This window comes from Rhizobium sp. 2YAF20, assembly GCF_052114685.1.
Lineage (GTDB): Bacteria > Pseudomonadota > Alphaproteobacteria > Rhizobiales > Rhizobiaceae > Rhizobium.
The window spans coordinates 112,024-131,327 of sequence record NZ_JBFRFF010000006.1; the positions used below are offsets into that span (position 1 = coordinate 112,024).

21 protein-coding genes are annotated in these 19,304 nt (G+C 58.5%); 15 read left to right on the forward strand and 6 right to left on the reverse strand.

The window, feature by feature from the left end; all coding sequences use genetic code 11:
• Window positions 1-186 precede the first annotated feature (186 nt).
• Window positions 187-1,377 carry a cystathionine beta-lyase gene (locus AB4Z52_RS11110; RefSeq protein ID WP_442217966.1) on the forward strand — a complete coding sequence of 397 codons (1,191 nt, stop codon included), beginning with the start codon at window positions 187-189 and terminating at the stop codon, window positions 1,375-1,377.
• On the opposite strand, the gene AB4Z52_RS11115 is transcribed toward AB4Z52_RS11110, so the two are convergent.
• Together AB4Z52_RS11115 and AB4Z52_RS11120 are read right to left on the reverse strand one after the other, a co-directional pair.
• On the reverse strand, window positions 1,378-2,541 hold the full coding sequence (locus tag AB4Z52_RS11115) for an FAD-dependent monooxygenase (protein WP_442217967.1): 1,164 nt from the start codon (window positions 2,539-2,541) through the stop codon (window positions 1,378-1,380).
• A 27-nt stretch (window positions 2,542-2,568) separates the two neighbouring features.
• Window positions 2,569-2,814 (reverse strand): zinc-finger domain-containing protein, encoded by a 246-nt coding sequence (locus AB4Z52_RS11120; protein WP_442217968.1) that lies wholly within the window; start codon window positions 2,812-2,814, stop codon window positions 2,569-2,571.
• 161 nt (window positions 2,815-2,975) lie between these two features.
• Between AB4Z52_RS11120 and AB4Z52_RS11125 the strand changes: the two genes are divergently transcribed.
• The 6 genes from AB4Z52_RS11125 to clpA all read left to right on the forward strand — a co-directional run bounded on the left by AB4Z52_RS11125 (window position 2,976) and on the right by clpA (window position 8,935).
• On the forward strand, window positions 2,976-3,758 hold the full coding sequence (locus tag AB4Z52_RS11125; protein WP_442217969.1) for an alpha/beta fold hydrolase: 783 nt from the start codon (window positions 2,976-2,978) through the stop codon (window positions 3,756-3,758).
• A gap of 149 nt (window positions 3,759-3,907) precedes the next feature.
• The gene (cysE, locus tag AB4Z52_RS11130; protein WP_442217970.1) at window positions 3,908-4,741 is read left to right on the forward strand and encodes a serine O-acetyltransferase; all 834 of its coding nucleotides are present in this window, start codon (window positions 3,908-3,910) and stop codon (window positions 4,739-4,741) included.
• Window positions 4,742-4,873: 132 nt separating this feature from the next.
• A complete protein-coding gene (locus AB4Z52_RS11135) occupies window positions 4,874-5,077 on the forward strand; it encodes a DUF3126 family protein (RefSeq protein WP_442217971.1) in 204 nt (67 codons plus the stop codon).
• Window positions 5,078-5,420: 343 nt separating this feature from the next.
• A complete protein-coding gene (locus tag AB4Z52_RS11140) occupies window positions 5,421-5,780 on the forward strand; it encodes a phasin family protein (RefSeq protein ID WP_442217972.1) in 360 nt (119 codons plus the stop codon).
• A gap of 272 nt (window positions 5,781-6,052) precedes the next feature.
• Window positions 6,053-6,403, forward strand: a complete 351-nt coding sequence (clpS, locus tag AB4Z52_RS11145; RefSeq protein WP_442217973.1) for an ATP-dependent Clp protease adapter ClpS — start codon at window positions 6,053-6,055, stop codon at window positions 6,401-6,403.
• Window positions 6,404-6,412: 9 nt separating this feature from the next.
• Window positions 6,413-8,935, forward strand: coding sequence for an ATP-dependent Clp protease ATP-binding subunit ClpA (gene clpA / locus AB4Z52_RS11150; protein ID WP_442217974.1), 2,523 nt, complete (start codon window positions 6,413-6,415; stop codon window positions 8,933-8,935).
• Between the two features lie 74 nt (window positions 8,936-9,009).
• On the opposite strand, the gene AB4Z52_RS11155 is transcribed toward clpA, so the two are convergent.
• Genes AB4Z52_RS11155 through AB4Z52_RS11170 form a run of 4 tightly spaced genes read right to left on the reverse strand, consistent with a single transcriptional unit; the run spans window position 9,010 to window position 11,852 of the window.
• Entirely contained in the window at window positions 9,010-9,438 is a 429-nt protein-coding gene (locus AB4Z52_RS11155; protein WP_442217975.1) for an HIT family protein, read from the reverse strand.
• A gap of 31 nt (window positions 9,439-9,469) precedes the next feature.
• Window positions 9,470-10,657: a GNAT family N-acetyltransferase gene (locus AB4Z52_RS11160; RefSeq protein WP_442217976.1), complete on the reverse strand. Its 1,188-nt coding sequence runs from the start codon at window positions 10,655-10,657 to the stop codon at window positions 9,470-9,472.
• On the reverse strand, window positions 10,654-11,385 hold the full coding sequence (locus AB4Z52_RS11165) for a glycerophosphodiester phosphodiesterase (protein WP_442217977.1): 732 nt from the start codon (window positions 11,383-11,385) through the stop codon (window positions 10,654-10,656). The genes AB4Z52_RS11160 and AB4Z52_RS11165 overlap by 4 nt, the downstream gene beginning before the upstream one ends.
• Entirely contained in the window at window positions 11,382-11,852 is a 471-nt protein-coding gene (locus tag AB4Z52_RS11170; protein WP_442217978.1) for a RidA family protein, read from the reverse strand. The genes AB4Z52_RS11165 and AB4Z52_RS11170 overlap by 4 nt, the downstream gene beginning before the upstream one ends.
• A 137-nt stretch (window positions 11,853-11,989) precedes the next feature.
• Between AB4Z52_RS11170 and AB4Z52_RS11175 the strand changes: the two genes are divergently transcribed.
• From AB4Z52_RS11175 to rseP, 8 genes are all read left to right on the forward strand, one after another.
• Window positions 11,990-12,817 (forward strand): cell envelope integrity EipB family protein, encoded by an 828-nt coding sequence (locus AB4Z52_RS11175; RefSeq protein ID WP_442217979.1) that lies wholly within the window; start codon window positions 11,990-11,992, stop codon window positions 12,815-12,817.
• A 195-nt stretch (window positions 12,818-13,012) separates the two neighbouring features.
• Window positions 13,013-13,789, forward strand: coding sequence for a 30S ribosomal protein S2 (gene rpsB / locus AB4Z52_RS11180; protein WP_442217980.1), 777 nt, complete (start codon window positions 13,013-13,015; stop codon window positions 13,787-13,789).
• A gap of 260 nt (window positions 13,790-14,049) precedes the next feature.
• Window positions 14,050-14,976, forward strand: a complete 927-nt coding sequence (gene tsf / locus AB4Z52_RS11185; protein ID WP_442217981.1) for a translation elongation factor Ts — start codon at window positions 14,050-14,052, stop codon at window positions 14,974-14,976.
• A gap of 96 nt (window positions 14,977-15,072) precedes the next feature.
• The gene (gene pyrH / locus AB4Z52_RS11190; RefSeq protein WP_442217982.1) at window positions 15,073-15,792 is read left to right on the forward strand and encodes a UMP kinase; all 720 of its coding nucleotides are present in this window, start codon (window positions 15,073-15,075) and stop codon (window positions 15,790-15,792) included.
• Window positions 15,793-15,846: 54 nt separating this feature from the next.
• A complete protein-coding gene (gene frr, locus AB4Z52_RS11195) occupies window positions 15,847-16,407 on the forward strand; it encodes a ribosome recycling factor (RefSeq protein WP_442217983.1) in 561 nt (186 codons plus the stop codon).
• Window positions 16,408-16,419: 12 nt separating this feature from the next.
• Complete coding sequence (locus AB4Z52_RS11200) at window positions 16,420-17,196, forward strand: isoprenyl transferase (protein ID WP_442218087.1); 777 nt, start codon at window positions 16,420-16,422, stop codon at window positions 17,194-17,196.
• Window positions 17,196-18,029 (forward strand): phosphatidate cytidylyltransferase, encoded by an 834-nt coding sequence (locus AB4Z52_RS11205; protein WP_442217984.1) that lies wholly within the window; start codon window positions 17,196-17,198, stop codon window positions 18,027-18,029. The genes AB4Z52_RS11200 and AB4Z52_RS11205 overlap by 1 nt, the downstream gene beginning before the upstream one ends.
• A gap of 24 nt (window positions 18,030-18,053) precedes the next feature.
• Entirely contained in the window at window positions 18,054-19,187 is a 1,134-nt protein-coding gene (gene rseP, locus AB4Z52_RS11210) for an RIP metalloprotease RseP (protein WP_442217985.1), read from the forward strand.
• Window positions 19,188-19,304 lie beyond the last annotated feature (117 nt).

Here is a 19,304-nt window from a genome sequence, read left to right on the forward strand (position 1 = left end):
CTTTGAAAACAGGCGTTTGGGTATCTGTTGGGCAGTGTTTTGCCAAAAATCAGTGCCAAATGAGCAGTTGCTTTGCGTTTGATGCAATGCGGCAATTGCATGAGAATGATGCGGGATCGGGGTTGACCCGGCTTTGGTTGGCCTTCACAAATCTGTTTTTTAGCGCGTCAAAGGCATGAAATAGAGATGAAAGACAAAGACCCTTCGCTCAAGAACGCCGGTATCAACACCCGTCTTTCGCATATCGGCAATTCGCCCTCCGATTATTACGGCTTCGTCAATCCGCCAGTCGTCCATGCGTCGACGGTATTGTTTCCAAACGCCCGCACGATGGAGACGCGCGCCCAGAAATACACGTACGGCACGCGAGGCACTCCAACAACGGATGCGCTGTGCGAAGCCGTCGATGCGTTGGAGGGTTCGGCCGGGACAATTCTCGTGCCCTCGGGCCTCGCAGCGATAACGGTGCCGTTTCTCGGCTTCCTGTCGTCGGGCGATCACGCGCTGATCGTCGATGCCGTCTATGGGCCGACCCGCATATTCTGCGATACGATGTTGAAGCGGCTGGGCGTCGAGGTTGAGTATTACGACCCTTCCATCGGCGCCGGCATTGAACAGTTGATCAGGCCCAATACAAGGCTGGTACATACGGAGGCTCCCGGGTCGAACACCTTCGAAATGCAGGATATCCCGGCGATATCGGCAACTGCCCACCGGCATGGCTGCGTTGTGACGATGGACAACACCTGGGCAACACCCGTCTTCTTCAAACCACTCGATTATGGTGTAGACATTTCGATCCATGCCTCAACCAAGTATCCGGCCGGCCATTCGGATATCCTCATGGGCACCGTGTCGGCGAACGCGGAGCATTGGGACCGGTTGCAAGAAGCAAACATCGCGCTCGGCATCTGCGGGGCTCCGGACGATGCCTATCAGGTGTTGCGCGGCCTGCGGACTATGGGCGTTCGCCTGGAGCGCCATCAGGAAAGCGCGCTGGCGATTGCCAAGTGGCTCGAAGGCTTCGACGACGTTGCGCGCGTGCTGCATCCGGCGCTGCCGAGTTTTGCGGGCCATGAGCTATGGAAGCGTGACTTCAAGGGATCAAGCGGCATTTTTTCCTTTGTTCTTGCGGCCGATAGCGCCAGTCGGTTCAAATCCAAGGCGCATGCCTTCCTCGACGCCCTGTCGCTGTTCGGGCTCGGATATTCCTGGGGCGGGTTCGAAAGTCTCGCGCTGCACGTCAATCTCAACGATCGGCGGATTTGCAAGGCGCCGTCTGAAGGCCCGGTCCTGCGCCTGCAGATCGGTCTTGAAGACGTCGCAGACATCAAGGCGGATATCGAGAGGGGGCTTGCTGCAGCGCGCGTCGTCTGATCAGCCGATGGCGTGATAGCCGTAGATCCAGTCAAGGTCCGCCGCAATGCTTTGGGGCGGACGCAGGGAAAGCAGCAGATCCCGCCCGAGCCGGAGTGGCCCACGGGCATGATAGGCGAAATGATTAAAGGCGGCGCGCTGGCGAAGCCGCTCGATGCGTGGCGCGCGGCGCGTTTCGAAGGTGTCGAGCGTCTCGCCGACCGGCTTCGAGGCAACCAATCCCGCGAGTTCGAACGCGTCTTCGATTGCCATTGCCGCACCTTGCGCCGCAAACGGCATCATCGCGTGGGCAGCGTCGCCGATGAGGACCGTATCCCGGCCGTTGTGCCAGCGACCGCTTCCGACCTCGTAAAGCGGCCAGACGGTGGGATCATCTTCGCGATCGAGCAGCGAGGAGATCGTGCGATTCCAGCTGGAAAAATGCTTCCGAAGCAGACTACGCTGCGTTTGATTGCCCTTGGCGTTCCAGTCATGGCCCGCACCGATACCGGCGCCGATCGCCACCATGTTGAACGCGCCCGTCTCCTTGATCGGATAGCAGACCAGGTGGGCGGAAGGTCCGAGGAAGGCGGTAACGCAGCCGCTGTCGAGAATGCCCGGTGCCGCATCGCCGGGGACGGTGAACCGCCAGGCGATGTTGCCGGAAAACCGGGGCAGGGCACTGCCGGGCACAGTCGCGCGTGTCTTCGACCAGACACCGTCGGCACCGACGATCAGCTCCGGTCGTTCCCCGGTGATCTCACTGACCGATGCGGCGGTTGCGGTGTCGAATTGATGGCCGAGATGGAGCGAGCAAAGCGGATTGGCGGCGACTGCGTCGAGTAGTACTCGCTGCAGCGTCGCGCGATGCAGGGTGCCATAGGGAGCGCCCCAGCGCTGGCGCGCAAATTCTCCGCTAGGGACGGCGGCAATCAGGCGCAACGATCTCCCTGACACGAGCCTGATTTCATGGGGCTCCATCCATACGGACGACAGCGCGCCCAATATCCCTAGTTCTTCGAGGATCCGAGACGCATTGGGTGAAATCTGCAGACCGGCGCCGACCTCGGCCAGCGCCTCGGCCTGCTCGAATATATCAGTGCTGATACCGTGCCTTGCCAGCGAAAGTGCGGCCGTCAAGCCCGCGATGCCGGCGCCGATGATGGCGGCTTGTTTGATCGGCATCGGAAATTCGGTCCTGGTGATGGCGGATCAGGCTGCCTTGACGTGGAACACGCAGCCGGGCGGGTTCGTCTGGTCGGCTTTCAGGCTGGGATTATAGCGGAAGAGGGTCGAGCAATAGGAACAGACCTTCTCGTTCTCGTCGCCCATGTCGATGAAGATATGCGGATGATCGAAAGGCGTGGATGCGCCGGTGCACATGAACTCCTTCACACCGATTTCGATAACGCGATGTCCGCCATCGTTTTGGAAGTGGGGAATGTTGTGGCCGGCCATACTGATCTCCGAATAGCTGTCAATTGTGCGCGGACCTTATAATCCTTCATTTCGATTGTGTAGTGCGAAAGTCCGCGCCGGCACACAGTTTTTCATCCGCGCGTGGGTTCACCTGGGGCAGCAGATAAAATATCAAGGACGGCGGCCATTGGGACGAAACCATGAATCTGAATTTTCCTGCCTTTTCGACCTTCACGCATGATGGTCTCAACCTCGCTTTCTTCGACGAGGGCGACCCCGCCGGCATCCCGGCGCTGTTGATCCACGGCTTTGCCTCGACGGCGTCAGTCAATTGGGTCAATCCGGGCTGGCTGAAGACCCTTGGCGATGCCGGTTACCGTGTTATAGCCCTGGACAATAGGGGACACGGCGCTAGCGGCAAGCCACACCATAGCGAGGCCTACCGGCCCTGGATCATGGCCGGCGATGTCGTCGCCTTGCTCGACCACCTCGACATACCGCAGGCGAATGTCATGGGCTATTCGATGGGTGCGAGGATTTCTGCATTTATGGCGCTTCGACATCCGGATCGGGTCCGCTCGCTGGTCTTCGGCGGGCTCGGCATCGGCATGACAGACGGCGTCGGCGACTGGGACCCAATCGCCGATGCACTGCTGGCACAGTCGCTGGGCGAAGTCACGCATCCGCGCGGCCAGATGTTCCGTGCCTTTGCCGAGCAGACGAAAAGCGACAGGGTGGCTCTAGCTGCCTGCATTCGCGGATCCCGCGACCTGATCAGCCGCAAGGACATAGCGACCATCACGGCGCCAACCTTGATCGGCGTCGGCACCAGGGATGACATCGCCGGCTCGCCGCAGGAGCTCGCCGACCTCATGCCGAACGCGGTTGCGCTCGACATTCCGAACCGCGACCACATGCTCGCGGTCGGCGACCGCGTCTTCAAGAAGGCCGTGCTCGAGTTCTACGAACGGGTGGCCGGTTGAGGGTCTGATTGCGCCCTGACGGCGTCGCAACGGGTGGCTTGCTCTACCAGCAAAAACTTGCCAGAGATTCATATCGGAGCGACCCATTTAAGTTGCGGAACTTTTCCTCTATATAACCAGATATCAAACGGGAAATGGAGAGACCGCCAATGGTCGCAGCAACTGACATTCGCCACCTCGACAGCGTGAGCACGTTGAAGACCGTTGATCCGATCTGGGATAGTATGCGCGACGAGGCGCGTGCTGCTGCAGAGCGCGACCCGCTTCTTGCTGCCTTTCTCTATTCAACCGTGATCAATCACCGTTCGCTCGAAGAATGCGTCATCTACCGGATCTGCGAGCGCCTCGACCATCCCGACATGCAGGCGATCTTGTTGCGTCAGACTTTCGACGAGATGCTGGAAGACTGGCCCGAATGGGGTGCTACGCTTCGCGTAGATATCCAGGCTGTCTACGACCGCGACCCCGCATGCCTCCGCTTCATGGAGCCGGTCCTCTATTTCAAGGGCTTCCACGCCATCCAGACCCATCGATTGGCGCACTGGTTGCTGAACCGTGGACGCCGCGATTTTGCGCTCTATCTACAAAGTCGCGCGTCCAGCGTCTTCCAGACTGACATCAACCCGGCTGCGCGGATCGGCAAGGGCATCTTCCTCGATCATGCCACCGGGCTCGTCGTCGGCGAGACCGCTGTCATTGGCGACAACGTCTCGATCCTGCACGGCGTTACGCTTGGTGGCACCGGCAAGGAAGGTAGCGATCGCCATCCGAAGATCGGCAACGGCGTCCTGATCGGCGCCGGCGCCAAGATCCTCGGCAATATTCAGATCGGTCAATGCTCTCGCGTTGCTGCCGGCTCCGTTGTTCTGAAGGAAGTTCCGCCGAAGACGACCGTGGCGGGCGTGCCGGCCAAGGTCGTAGGCGCGGCGGGCTGCTCGGAGCCTTCGCGCATCATGGACCAGGTCATCGGCGCTGGTATCTGACGCCTGTGAAAGGCATAAATTGGGGTGGGCTGGCAAGCGCTGAAAGCATTTCGGCGCGCTGTTTCCGGTCTTTACACGTCGGCTTTTCCGATGCAAGAAGCGCCCACCCGAGAACCGTCACGGAGATGACTTGTGAAGCCTGATGAAATCAAGAAACTCGACGCCTACTTCAAACGGATGCTGAACCCGCTGGTGGTCGTCAAGGCCCGCCCCCGGAAGAACGACTCGGCTGAAGTCTATCTCGGTGAAGAATTTTTGGGCCTCGTCTACATCGACGATGAAGACGGCGATCGCTCATACAACTTCTCGATGGCGATCCTGGACGTCGATCTCTGAAAATTCCCGGGGATAAGCAGGCCGGATTTTTGCGTGGATCCGGCCATTTTTTACGCAATTGCTCGTATCGTGCGCAAAAGCCCGCCAATTTTGACCGGCTGCCGCCGATTCCGACCCCCTTCTGAGAATCTTGCAACAATTTTCGCATTTCAACGGCGAAGCTCTGGGTTGTGTACGTCTGATATATTTTAGCGAAATCAAAACGATGTGGCCGAGCGTTTTCGGTGCAAGGTCACAATGATCGCTGACGCAACCAAAGATTGATGATGCGTCGCACAAGACTACTTGACTAATTGTGCGGTGCATTTACGCTCGCGGCATTATCCACGGAGGTCGAGGCCACATGTTCAATTTCGATGATGCAAGCAAGAAGAGCAAGGAAGCCGTTGATACGGCTTTGAAGAGCTATTCCGAAGTCACCAAGGGCTTCCAGGCAATCGCTGCCGAGACAGCCGACTATTCGAAGAAATCGTTTCAGGACAGCGTAGCGCACATTGAGCAGCTTGCGGGTGTCAAGAGCATCGAAACGGCGTTCGAACTGCAGAGCAACTTCGTGAAGTCCTATTACGAGTCGTTAGTCTCCGAAGCCACCAAGCTGAGCGAAATGTATGCGGACCTCGCCAAGACGGCGTACAAGCCCTATGAAGCACCTGTCGCCAAGGCGACCGGCAAGGCTGTGTCGGCGGCCTCGGCAGCAGCATAAGGCCTGCAACATAAGCATTTTCGAACCTTAACGGGTTTGACGAGACCGGCTGCGCTGAGCGCAGCCGGTCTTTTTCGTTTTGGCTCGAATGGCGTCGTGATCGAGCCGTACTTTTTTGCCGGTCGAACGCTTTAGCAACGAATTGTGATTGCAGTGTTGAGCAAGGGGCTTAAAATCACAGTAATATGAACTAAGTTAGGGGTTCGGATATTCGGCCGATGATTTGGAAGCGATATGTCCCTCTGCCGAATGATTTGAGGAAATGAATGACTATGATCGCCAAGCCGATCCGGATGCAAAACGATGGCGACAAGAACGGGGAAAACGGAAATCGAACCTCGGTAATTACCCGTACCAAGCCCAAGACCAAGAAGCCCAACCTCTACCGCGTGCTACTTTTGAACGACGACTACACGCCCATGGAATTTGTGATCCATATTCTTGAGCGTTTCTTCCAAAAGGATCGTGAGGGTGCCACCCGCATAATGCTTTCCGTCCACAACCACGGCGTCGGCGAGTGCGGTATATTTACATATGAAGTGGCCGAAACGAAGGTTAGCCAGGTGATGGATTTTGCCCGGCAACACCAGCATCCGCTGCAATGTGTTATGGAAAAGAAGTGAGGATCGAACGTGCCAACATTTTCGCCTAGTCTCGAGAAGGCGCTGCATCAGGCACTGACCTACGCAAACGAGCGGCATCATGAATATGCCACGCTTGAGCATCTGCTGTTGGCACTTGTTGATGACGCCGATGCGGCTGCCGTTATGGGCGCCTGCAATGTCGACTTGGATGCCCTGCGCAAGACACTGTCTGAATATGTCGACAATGAACTCTCAAACCTGATCACAGGATATGACGAGGACAGCAAGCCAACCTCTGGCTTCCAGCGCGTCATCCAGCGAGCAGTCATCCATGTGCAATCTTCCGGACGTGAGGAAGTGACGGGCGCCAATGTACTCGTCGCGATCTTCGCCGAACGGGAAAGCCATGCTGCATACTTCCTGCAGGAGCAGGAAATGACCCGCTACGACGCGGTCAATTACATTTCCCATGGTATCGGCAAGCGTCCGGGCGCCTCCCAGGTCCGTTCGCCGCGCGGTGCCGACGAGGGCGAAGCCGAAAGCAAGCCGACCTCCCGCGGCGAGCAGGAGGAGGGCGGCCCGAAGAAGCAGCAGGATGCGCTGAAGGCCTACTGCGTTAACCTCAACGAAAAGGCCAAGACCGGCAAGATCGACCCGCTGATCGGCCGTCATTCCGAAGTGAACCGCACCATCCAGGTTCTTTGCCGTCGCTCGAAGAACAACCCGCTCTACGTCGGTGATCCGGGTGTCGGCAAGACAGCGATCGCCGAAGGCTTGGCCAAGCGGATCGTCGAAGGCAAGGTGCCGGAAGCTCTGGCCGACGCCACGATCTTTTCTCTCGACATGGGCACGCTTCTGGCCGGCACGCGTTATCGTGGCGACTTCGAAGAGCGCCTGAAGCAGGTCGTCAAGGAGCTGGAGGAATATCCCGGCGCCGTGCTGTTCATCGATGAAATCCATACCGTCATCGGCGCAGGTGCGACCTCCGGCGGCGCGATGGATGCATCGAATCTGTTGAAACCAGCCCTTTCCTCGGGCGCGATCCGTTGCATCGGGTCGACGACCTACAAGGAATATCGTCAGTTCTTCGAAAAGGATCGGGCACTCGTGCGCCGATTCCAGAAGATTGACGTCAACGAGCCGAGCATTGAGGATGCCATCGAAATCATGAAGGGCCTGAAGCCCTATTTCGAAGAGTATCATCACCTGCGCTATTCGAACGAAGCCATCAAGTCGGCCGTCGAACTCTCGGCCCGCTACATCTCCGACCGCAAGCTACCAGACAAGGCGATCGACGTGATCGACGAAACCGGCGCAGCGCAGATGCTTCTGGCTCCCTCGAAGCGTCGCAAGCTGATCACCGAAAAGGAAATCGAAGCGACGATCGCAACGATGGCCCGCATTCCGCCGAAGACGGTTTCCAAGGATGATGAGATGGTTCTCAAAAACCTGGAAATGGAGCTGCGCTCCGTGGTCTACGGTCAGGATGCGGCGATCGAAGCCCTGTCGACGGCGATCAAACTTGCCCGTGCCGGCCTGCGCGAACCGAACAAGCCGATTGGCTCTTACGTCTTCTCCGGCCCGACAGGCGTCGGCAAGACCGAAGTGGCCAAACAGCTTGCCTCTTCGCTTGGCGTCGAACTGTTGCGCTTCGACATGTCGGAATACATGGAACGTCATACGGTCTCCCGACTACTTGGCGCACCTCCCGGATATGTCGGCTTCGACCAGGGCGGCCTCCTGACCGATGGCGTCGATCAGCACCCGCATTGCGTCGTGCTGCTTGACGAAATCGAGAAGGCGCATCCGGATATCTTCAATATCCTGCTGCAGGTCATGGACCATGGCGCGCTGACCGACCACAACGGCAAGAAGATCGATTTCCGCAACGTCATCCTGATCATGACGACAAATGCGGGTGCATCGGAAATGGCCAAGGCAGCCATCGGCTTTGGTTCCGCCAAGCGTACGGGCGAGGACGAGGAAGCGCTCAACCGGCTCTTCACGCCTGAGTTCCGCAATCGTCTGGATGCGATCATCGCCTTCGCGCCGCTGCCGACCAAGGTCATCTACAAGGTCGTCCAGAAGTTCATAATGCAGCTGGAAGCCCAGCTTTCGGAACGTAACGTCACGTTCGATCTGCATGAGGATGCAATTGAATGGCTTGCTGAGAATGGTTACGATGAGAAGATGGGCGCACGTCCGCTTTCCCGCGTCATCCAGGAGAACATCAAGAAGCCGCTTGCCAACGAAATCCTCTTCGGCAAGCTGAAGAAAGGTGGCATCGTCAAGGTGACAGTTGGTCCGAAGGATGACGGCAAGCCCGGGATACTGCTCGATTGCACTCCGGAGACCGCGCGGATCAAGCCGAAGCCGGAGGCAGAAGTCATCGATCCCGCGATCGATGAAGAGGACGACGGCGATACGGTAAAGACAAAGGTTCGCCCTACCAAGAGCGAGACCGTATCTGAAGCCAAGCGCTCGGCCAAAAAAGTCGACGCGTCGGTGGACGAAGAGGCAAGGCCTGCCCGCAAGGGAACGACGGTACCCAAGGTGCCGCGCAAGAAATAGCCTTTAGAAGCAAAAGTGCCGGGTCAAAAGCCCGGCATTTTCTTTAGGTTCCACAGGAAGGTTATAGCGGAACTCTACGCCAGTGCCGCGATAATCCTCCGGGCGTTCTCCGTCAGCACCGCAGCATCTTCCATCTTCCCGGCATGCGGCTTCAGCGCCGCGCCCTCGTGGCGGGGAATGATGTGGAAATGCAAGTGGAACACCGTCTGCCCGGCTGCCGCCTCATTGAATTGCGCAACGTAAATGCCGTCGGCATCGAACGCTTCCTTCACCGCGTTGGCGACCTTTTGAACCACCGTGACAAGGTGAGAAAGGGTCGCGGGGTCGGCGTCGAGCAGGTTGCGCGATGGTTGCTTCGGCATGACAAGCGTGTGGCCCGGTGCCTGCGGCATCACATCCATGAAGGCGACCGCATCTTCGTCCTCATAGACCCGATAGGATGGAATCTCGCCTCGGAGAATCCTTGCGAAAATATTGTTGCCGTCATAAGCCGGGCTGCTCATCTGATCTCTCCCCACTCCAAAATATGTGTAGCTAGTTGTCTTGCCGCTCGCCCTTGCGGAACGGGCTGTGCTCGGTAAGGATTTCGCCCATCTGCTCGACCTCCTGCCGTTCACGCTTGAGATAGTCGCCGACCGCCCGCCTGAGGCCGGGATGGGCAATGAAATGCGCGGAGTGCGTCGTGACCGGCAGATAGCCGCGGGCAAGCTTATGCTCGCCCTGGGCCCCTGCTTCGACGCGATGCAGGCCCTTGGCCAGGGCAAAATCGATCGCCTGATGGTAGCACACCTCGAAGTGCAAAAAGGGGTGCTCTTCGATACAGCCCCAATGGCGACCATAGAGCGCGTCGCCGCCGATGAAGTTGATCGCGCCGGCGATGTAGCGGCCCTGACGCTTCGCCATAACGAGCAGGATATCGTCGGCCATGCGCTCGCCGATCAGCGAGTAGAACTTGCGGGTGAGATAGGGACGGCCCCATTTGCGGCTGCCGGTATCCATGTAGAAGGCGAAGAACTGGTCCCAGATTTCTTCGGTCAGATCGCTGCCCGTCAGCCAATCTATGGTGATGCCGTTCTCAAGCGCTGCACGACGTTCTTTCTTCAACGCCTTGCGCTTGCGCGACGCGAGCGTCTCGAGAAACGCGTCGTGGTTGGCATAGCCTTCATTGATGAAATGGAACTGTTGGTCGGTCCGGTGCAGATAGCCGTCGGTCTCGAAAACGGCGACCTCGTCCTTGGGCAGGAAAGTGATGTGGGCCGAGGAGATGCCGAGTTGCCGGGTCACTTCCTTGAGGCTCTCGGCGAGAGCGGGCTGGATGCTGGCCCGGTCCTGGTCGTCCGCCACCAAGAGACGCGGCCCGGTCGCAGGGGTAAAAGGCACGGAACATTGCAGCTTCGGATAATAGCTGCCGCCGGCCCGCTCGAAGGCATCGGCCCAGCCGTGATCGAAGACATACTCGCCCTGGCTATGGTTCTTCAGATAGCCTGGAACGGCACCGATCAATGTGCCGTCCACGGTCTCCAGCAACAGATGATTGCCGAGCCAGCCGGTCCTGTCGGTCGCCGAGCCGGATTCCTCCAGGGCGGAGAGATACGCATGCGAAACGAACGGATTGTAAGGCAACAGGGTGCCAGGCCTCGAAGCTCCGGCGAGCCGAGACCAGCTCTGCGGAGTTATCGCTTTAAACGAACGCTCGGCTCGAAAGGACAATTCATCTGTCATGAAACGAGGGCTAGGCTCTCCCTGGGATCGAAACCTTCAAATGTCATCTGATCGGCATGGGCAAATGAATGCCTTCTGGCGGCTTCGTCGCGTGCCGTCCAGGTGATCACGGGAATACCGCGCTTGCGCTGTGCCGTGACGAAGGGGTTCGGCAGATGACCATGGAAATACGAGATGAAGTCTAGACCAAGCTGCATGGCTTCGTCATGCAGGAAAAATGTGTCGGGATTGGTTCCCTCAGCCGTCAGCCCGATCGGGTAGGGCGGGTTCAGCAACTTCAGGTCTTTCAGCAGCCAGTGGTCGAAGCTCATCAGCGCAACGTGACCCTTGTAGCCCTCCAGAACCTCGATGACCGACTCGGCAAACCCCTCGTCGTCAGCCTTGCGGCCCTTGAGTTCCAGAACCAGGGGGACCTTGCCGCCGCAGAGCTGCAGGAGCTGTTTGAGCGTCGGGATATGATCCCTCGTACCGCCGATCGACAGAAGGCCGAGCTCGGCAGAACTTCTGTCACGCAGCTGGCCCGGAAGATTGCAGACCCGCTGCAGGTCATCATCGTGAAATATGACGGGGACACCGTCTGCAGCGTAGTGCAGGTCGCATTCGATCGCAAAGCCCGCCTCGATCGCCCTTTGAAAGGCGGTCAGCGTATTTTCCCAGACGAGCTTGTTCATGTCGTGGTAGCCGCGATGGGCGATTGGCCCTTCGGTAAGCCAGGCGATATCGCTCATTCGGCAATTTCCAGCACGGCGTCGATCTCGACCGCGGCGTTGAGCGGCAGAGCTGCCATGCCGACTGCGGCGCGCGCATGCTTGCCCACGTCGCCAAGGACGCTTGCGATCAGGTTAGATGCGCCGTTGATGACGAGATGTTGTTCGGTAAAGTCGCCCGTCGAGGCAACGAAACCGTTGAGCTTGACGACGCGCTTGATCCTGCCAAGGTCGCCTCCGAGCGCTGCCTTTGCCTGGGCAAGAATGTTGATCGCGCAAAGTTCGGCCGCGCGCTGTCCGCCCGCAACGTCGACATCACGGCCAAGGTGGCCGGTCACCGCGATCTTGCCGTTCTCGATCGGCAACTGGCCGGAAAGATAAAGCATATTTCCCGTGATGACGTAGGGTACATAGTTAGCGGCGGGCGAGGCCGCCTGCGGCAGGGTGATCCCGAGTTCCGTCAGGCGGGCCTCGATGGCGTCGGACATTTTCGTCTCCCGTTTTGTTGTAAAATCTTCAAAAATCCGCCATCTAGAAGAAGCTCCCGCGTGGCGAGGACGTTCGGCCTCTATTTGGCCGAAAGCGTTCTTATAACATCATGTGCGAGTCCAACAGGAGATAATGAATGTTCCGCTCGAACCTTGTTGCTGTTCTTGTATCGGGCGCGAGCTTTGCCTATCTGCCTTTGACGATGGCGCATGCCGCGGGACCAAGCGGCCTTATCGCCCACCGCGCCGTCTACGATCTTGAACTGAAAGATGCGACGGATCGCTCCGGGATTGCCGGCATGTACGGCCGTATGGTCTATGAGTTCAACGGCTCCGACTGCACCGGATTCACAACGAATTTCCGCTTCGTGACGCAGATAGATACAGGCGATACGACACGTCTCAGCGACCAGCAGACCACCACATTCGAAGATCTGGCCAAGCGAACCTTCAAGTTCGAGACGAAATCCTTTACCGACGAGCAGTTGGACAAGGACGTGCGCGGCGCTGCGGCAGATGACGCAAAGGGCTTGAAGATCGAGCTGACCCAGCCGTCGGCCAAGGAAATCGACATCGCCGAAAGTCGCTTCCCGACCGAGCACATGCTCGACATCATCCACAATGCCAAACAGGGCAAGAAGTTCTTCGAGGCCCGCGTCTTCGACGGCTCCGACGACGGCGACAGATCGTTGGTGGCAACGACGGTCGTCGGCAGCCAAGAGGCCCCGGCCTCCGATGACACGGATGCCGACAAGGCCGGCGCCTTTGCCAAGACCTCGTTCTGGCCGGTCACGGTCGCCTACTTCAACGACAAGAGCAAAGGCGATTCGACCCCGGTTTACCGAATGTCGTTCAAGCTTTACGAGAACGGCATCACGCGCGACCTCACCATGGACTACGGTGATTTCGTGCTGACCGGCAAACTGACGAAGCTGGAATTGCTTGACGCCAAGGCCTGCAAATAGATCTTTTCCCTCGATAGTGCTTGCTTTCCCGGGAAAGCCCTTGCTTTCCATGCCAAGGAAAGGTATGGGCAGCCGCATTCCACACGTAAGGCATGGGATTGTCCGGGAGAAATCCGGACCGTTCCGCCCGGTGGCGTTTTCGAAGAAGACGCTGTTCGCCTTGCGGAGGTTCAACCGGAAAAGGAGTAAACAGGCATGGCATTGCCCGATTTTTCTATGCGTCAGCTTCTGGAAGCTGGCGTTCACTTCGGCCACCAGACGCACCGCTGGAACCCGAAGATGAAGCCATACATCTTTGGCGACCGCAGCAACATCCACATCATCGATCTTGCACAGACGGTTCCTTTGCTGAGCCGCGCGCTGCAGATCGTCAGCGATACCGTTGCCCGTGGCGGCCGCGTTCTCTTTGTCGGCACGAAGCGCCAGGCATCCGAGATCATCGCTGATAGCGCCAAGCGTTCCGCCCAGTATTATGTCAACTCGCGTTGGCTCGGCGGCATGATGACGAACTGGAAGACGATCTCCAACTCCATCCAGCGTCTGCGCAAGCTCGACGAGATCCTCAACGGCGAAGCCCAGGGCTTTACCAAGAAGGAACGCCTGAACCTCGAGCGCGAGCGCGAAAAGCTGGACAAGGCTCTTGGCGGTATCCGCGATATGGGCGGCACCCCGGACCTGATGTTCATCATCGACACCAACAAGGAAAAGATCGCGATCGACGAAGCCAAGCGCCTCGGTATCCCGGTCGTCGCCATCATCGATTCGAATTGCGATCCGGACCAGATCGACTATCCGATCCCGGGCAACGACGATGCCTCGCGCGCCATCTCTCTCTACTGCGACCTGATTTCGCGCGCTGCCATTGATGGCATTGCTCGTCAGCAGAGCTCTTCCGGCCGCGATCTCGGCGCTTCCATCGAAGCTATGGTCGAGCCGACGCTTGAAGAAGAAGCCGTAGCGCCGCAGGCTTGATTGATGATCGAGCGGCAGGCGGGTCCGTCCCGCCTGACTGCGCCAAAATCCAGGAATAGGCCGTTGGTGACTTCAGCAAGTTTCAGCGGCCTTACCTGTTTTAAACGAAGGCGCCTGCGAGGCGTTTTCCCGACCGAAAGTTTCCGTGTGGCGCGGATTTCATACCGCTGTCACGCATATGGGTACATTTCGTCCCTCAAACCGGGTGCCGCGCCGGCCTATGCCGTCAGCGCACCGTATGAACCGACAAGAGGCAAACAATGGCTGAAATTACGGCAGCACTCGTTAAGGAACTGCGCGAAAAGAGCGGCGCAGGCATGATGGACTGCAAGAAGGCGCTGACCGAAACCGCCGGCGACATGGAAGCTGCGATCGACTGGCTACGAGCCAAGGGCATCTCCAAGGCCGATAAGAAGTCCGGCCGTACGGCTGCCGAAGGCCTGATCGGCATTGCATCCGCCGGCCATAAGGCTGTCATCGTCGAAGTGAACTCCGAGACCGACTTCGTTGCCCGTAACGATGCCTTCCAGGATATCGTTCGCGGCGTTGCTTCCGTCGCACTGAACACCGACGGTACGGTAGAAGCCATCGGCGCTTCGATCTATCCGGCAACTGGCAAGTCCGTTACGGATACGATCAAGGACGCGATCGGCACGATCGGCGAAAATATGACGCTGCGTCGTTCGGCCTTGCTCGAAGTTGAGCACGGCGTCGTTGCGACTTACGTTCACAACGCTGCCGGCGACGGCATCGGCAAGCTCGGCGTTCTGGTCGCCTTGAAGTCGGTCGGCGACAAGGCCGTCCTGACCTCCATCGGCCGCCAAGTCGCCATGCACATCGCTGCAACGAACCCGCTGGCCATCCGCTCCGAAGAAGTCGATGTCGCTGTTGCCGAACGCGAACGCAACGTCTTCATCGAGCAGGCCCGCGAATCCGGCAAGCCAGAAGCCATCATTGAAAAGATGGTCGATGGCCGCATGCGCAAGTTCTTCGAGGAAGTCGCCCTTCTCTCTCAGGCTTTCGTCATCAACCCCGACCTAACGGTTGCAGCTGCCCTTAAGGAAGCTGAAAAGGAAGCTGGCGCTGCCATCGAGATTACCGGCATGGCGCGCCTGCTGCTCGGCGAAGGCGTCGAAAAAGAAGAGACCGACTTCGCCGCAGAAGTCGCAGCCGTCGCAAAGGGCTGATCGTCGGGAGCTTACCTAGGGAAAACCGAAGGGCATCGCGTGACAACGCGGTGCCCTTCGTGTATCCGGCTTTTGATAATTACCCGAGGAGCCAAGATGTCCCAGCCTCTGTACAAGCGCGTATTGCTCAAGGCCTCCGGTGAAGCTCTGATGGGCAGCCAGGGCTTCGGTATAGACGTCACCGTTGCCGATCGGATCGCCTCCGACATTGCCGAAGCCCGCGAAATGGGCGTCGAGGTCGGCGTCGTGGTCGGCGGCGGCAATATTTTCCGCGGCGTAGCGGTCGCATCTAAGGGTGGCGATAGGGTTACCGGCGACCACATGGGCATGCTGGCAACAGTCATCAACGCCCTGGCACTGGCGACCTCGCTGCGCAAATTGAACATCGATACGGTTGTCCTTTCCGCCATCGCCATGCCGGAAATCTGCGAGAGCTTCTCGCAACGCGCCACGCTCTTCCATCTGTCGCTTGGCCGCGTCGTCATCTTCGCCGGCGGAACGGGCAACCCGTTCTTCACCACCGATTCTGCTGCCGCATTGCGCGCTGCCGAAATGGGCGCCGAGGCGATTATGAAGGGCACCCAGGTCGACGGCATCTATTCGGCCGATCCGAAGAAGTTTCCCGACGCAGAGCGTTACGACCACCTGACCCATGGCCAGGTGTTGGAAAAGGGTCTCGCTGTCATGGATGTCGCGGCGGTCGCGCTTGCGCGCGAGAATTCCATTCCGATCATCGTCTTCTCGATCCATGAGAAAGGCGGCTTCGCACAAATCTTGACCGGTGGTGGCCGCAAGACCATCGTGTCTGACAATTGATATATCGGCGGCGCCGGGTTTGTCCCTTGCCGCCATCGCGACAGGAGTTATGACATGAGTGATGCAACCGACCTGAAGGAACTGAAACGTCGCATGGACGGCGCGATTTCCGCATTCAAAAACGATATCTCGTCGCTGCGTACCGGACGTGCGTCTCCCAACATCCTGGATCCGGTAACTGTGGATGCTTACGGTTCGCGCATGCCGCTCAACCAGGTGGCAAACATTACGGTTCCCGAATCCCGCATGCTGGCAGTCTCCGTCTGGGACAAATCGATGGTCGGCGCCGTCGAGCGTGCGATCCGCGAATCGAATCTCGGTCTGAATCCGATCATCGACGGTCAGAACCTGCGCATTCCGCTGCCTGAGCTCAATGAGGAACGCCGCCGTTCGCTGGTCAAGGTTGCACATGACTATGCCGAAAAGGCAAAGGTCGCAGTGCGCCACGTGCGGCGCGACGGCATGGACGGTCTTAAGAAAGCCGAAAAGGACAGCGTCATAGGCCAGGATGAGAGCCGCTCGCTTTCGGAACGCGTGCAGAAGATGACGGACGAGACGATTTCCGAGGTCGACCGCTTGCTAGCCGAGAAAGAAAAGGAAATCATGCAGGTTTAAGGAAACTTGCCTATCGTCACCTCGGCGAACGAAAACCGGACCCATATGTCAGATCTTCCTTTTTCCACAGTGCCCCAGCATGTTGCCATCATCATGGACGGCAACGGCAGATGGGCTAGTGCGCGTGGGCTGCCGCGCACGATGGGTCATCGCAAGGGCGTCGAAGCGGTGCGCGAGACTGTCCGTGCCGCCGGCGATATCGGTGTCAAATATCTGACGCTATTCGCATTCTCTTCGGAAAACTGGCGCCGGCCGGAGACGGAGGTCACCGATCTGCTCGGTCTGTTGAAGGCGTTCATCCGTCGGGATCTGGCCGAGCTCCACCGCCAGAACGTCCGTATTCGCGTCATCGGCGACCGCAACAACCTGCGCAGCGATATCCTGCCGTTGCTGATCGAGGCCGAGGATACGACGCGGGCCAACACGGCGCTGACGCTCGTTATTGCGTTCAACTACGGCTCGCGCGACGAGATCGGGCGTGCGGTCGTCAGCCTGGCCAAGGACGTAGAGGCCGGTCGCCTGCGTGCCCAGGACATTACGCCTGCCTTGATCGACGCGAGGCTCGATACCGCAGGGATCCCCGATCCCGATCTTATTATCCGCACCAGCGGCGAAGAACGACTGTCGAATTTTCTTCTCTGGCAGGCTGCATATTCCGAATTCATGTTCGTGCCGGATTACTGGCCGGACTTCAGTCGCGATCTCTTCCTTTCAGCGCTAGAGCGCTATGCCGCGCGCGATCGCCGCTTCGGCGGCCTCTCCGTCAAGCCTGCCGCCGCTGTGTCCTGATGAGCCGCGAACTCAGGCTCCGTATCATTTCCGGCATTGTTCTCGCCGCGATCGTTCTCGCAGCCACCTGGTATGGCGGCTTGGCATTCGAGTTGCTGTCCGTGCTCATCGCGCTACTGATCTACTACGAGTGGTCGACCATATCGGGTCTCCACGAGCGCGATTCGCAGGGCAATGCGCTCGGCTGGCTTGGCATCGTCGCCATTGCCGTCATGACTGTGATGGAAGTGCCAGCCTACTCCGTTGGAGCATTGTTGCTGTTCATGGCGCTCACGGCTGTGCTGGTGGCTATAAGGGGGAAAAGCTGGTGGTTGCCAGCCGGTATCCTCTATGCAGGCCTGACGGCTATAGCACTTGCAGAAATCCGCGATGACAATCTCGTCGGACTCGTCGTCATGCTCTTCGTTTTCGCGACGGTGTGGGCCACCGATATTTTTGCCTATTTCATCGGTCGCGCTTTAGGTGGCCCGAAGCTTGCTCCGCGCATATCTCCCGGCAAGACGTGGTCGGGCGCGATCGGTGGCGCCGTTGCTGCCGTCATTGCCGGTACCGGGGTCGCCTGGAGCTTTTTCCCGGGCACGGGATTGAGGGTCGTCTGCGTCGCACTGCTGCTGTCAGTCTGTAGTCAGGCGGGGGATTTGTTTGAGTCTTTCGTCAAGCGTCGCTTCGGCGTGAAAGACTCAAGTCACCTCATTCCCGGCCATGGCGGCGTCATGGACCGGGTCGATGGTCTAATTTTTGCTTGTTTTGCAGCATTCTTGTTGGCTATCGTGCTGTCGTTGGCAACCGACGGCGAAACCGTATCACTGGGCGGCGTGCTGCTCGGTGTCTGAAATCAAATCGAGCGAGATCGTTTCATGGGCAGCGTGACCGGCATATTCGGCTTCTTGACGGGCTATATCGTGCCATTCGTCCTGGTGCTTTCGCTGCTCGTTTTCGTGCATGAGATGGGGCACTACCTCATCGGGCGTCTTTCCGGCATCCGCATTATAGCGTTTTCGATCGGATTCGGCCCTGAGATCGCCGGCTTTAGCGACGGGCATGGAACCCGCTGGAAGCTGTCGCTCATTCCCCTTGGCGGCTATGTCCGTTTCTTCGGCGACGAGAATGCATCGAGCAAGCCCGACACGGAAGTCCTGGCGACAATGACGAAAGAGGAGCGCGAGCAATCCTTTGCCGGCGCCAAGCTCTGGAAGCGCGCGGCAACCGTCGCGGCTGGCCCGATCGCTAATTTCATACTCGCGATTGCGATTTTTGCCGTCCTTTTCCTGATTTACGGCCGTCCCGTTGCCGACCCCGTCGTTGCTGAGGTCAAGCCGGACAGCGTTGCGGCTGCGGCCGGCGTCCTTCCGGGCGATCTGCTGGTGGCGATCGATGGGAGCAAGGTGACGACATTCGACGACGTGCGACGTTATGTCAGCATTCGTCCTGGACATCATATCGTCGTGACGGTCGAGCGCGCCGGCCAGCGGCAGGACCTGCCGATGGTTCCTCAGTCCACCGTGATGACCGACAAGTTCGGCAACAAGATGGAGATCGGCATTATCGGCATCGTTACCAACCAGGAGGTCGGCCACTTTCGCCAGCAGACGTTCACGCCACTGCAGGCGCTGGGCGAAGGCGTCAGGCAGACGGGGCATATCATCACCGGTACCTTCGAATATATCGGCAACCTGTTGGGCGGCTACATGAAGGCCGACCAGTTGGGCGGACCGATCCGGGTGGCCCAGGCCTCTGGTCAGATGGCCTCGCTCGGTGTTGCGGCTGTGCTGCAGCTTGCCGCCGTCCTTTCCGTTTCCATCGGTTTATTAAATCTTATGCCGGTGCCGGTACTTGATGGCGGCCATCTGATGTTCTATGCGATTGAAGCGGTGAGGGGAAAACCGCTCGGCGCCGGCGCCCAGGACATTGCGTTTCGCATCGGCTTGGTGATGGTGTTGTCTCTGATGGTTTTTGCAACCTGGAACGATATTAGTGCCTTGATCGGCTAGTGATACGGCAGCAGGAAAATTACCATTTATTTACGATGTTTCAAAGCGGTAGTGGCGAATGGGTCACGTTTCGAAATGAAGTAAACAGAAATTAACTTGCTACCTTGCTTGTATGTC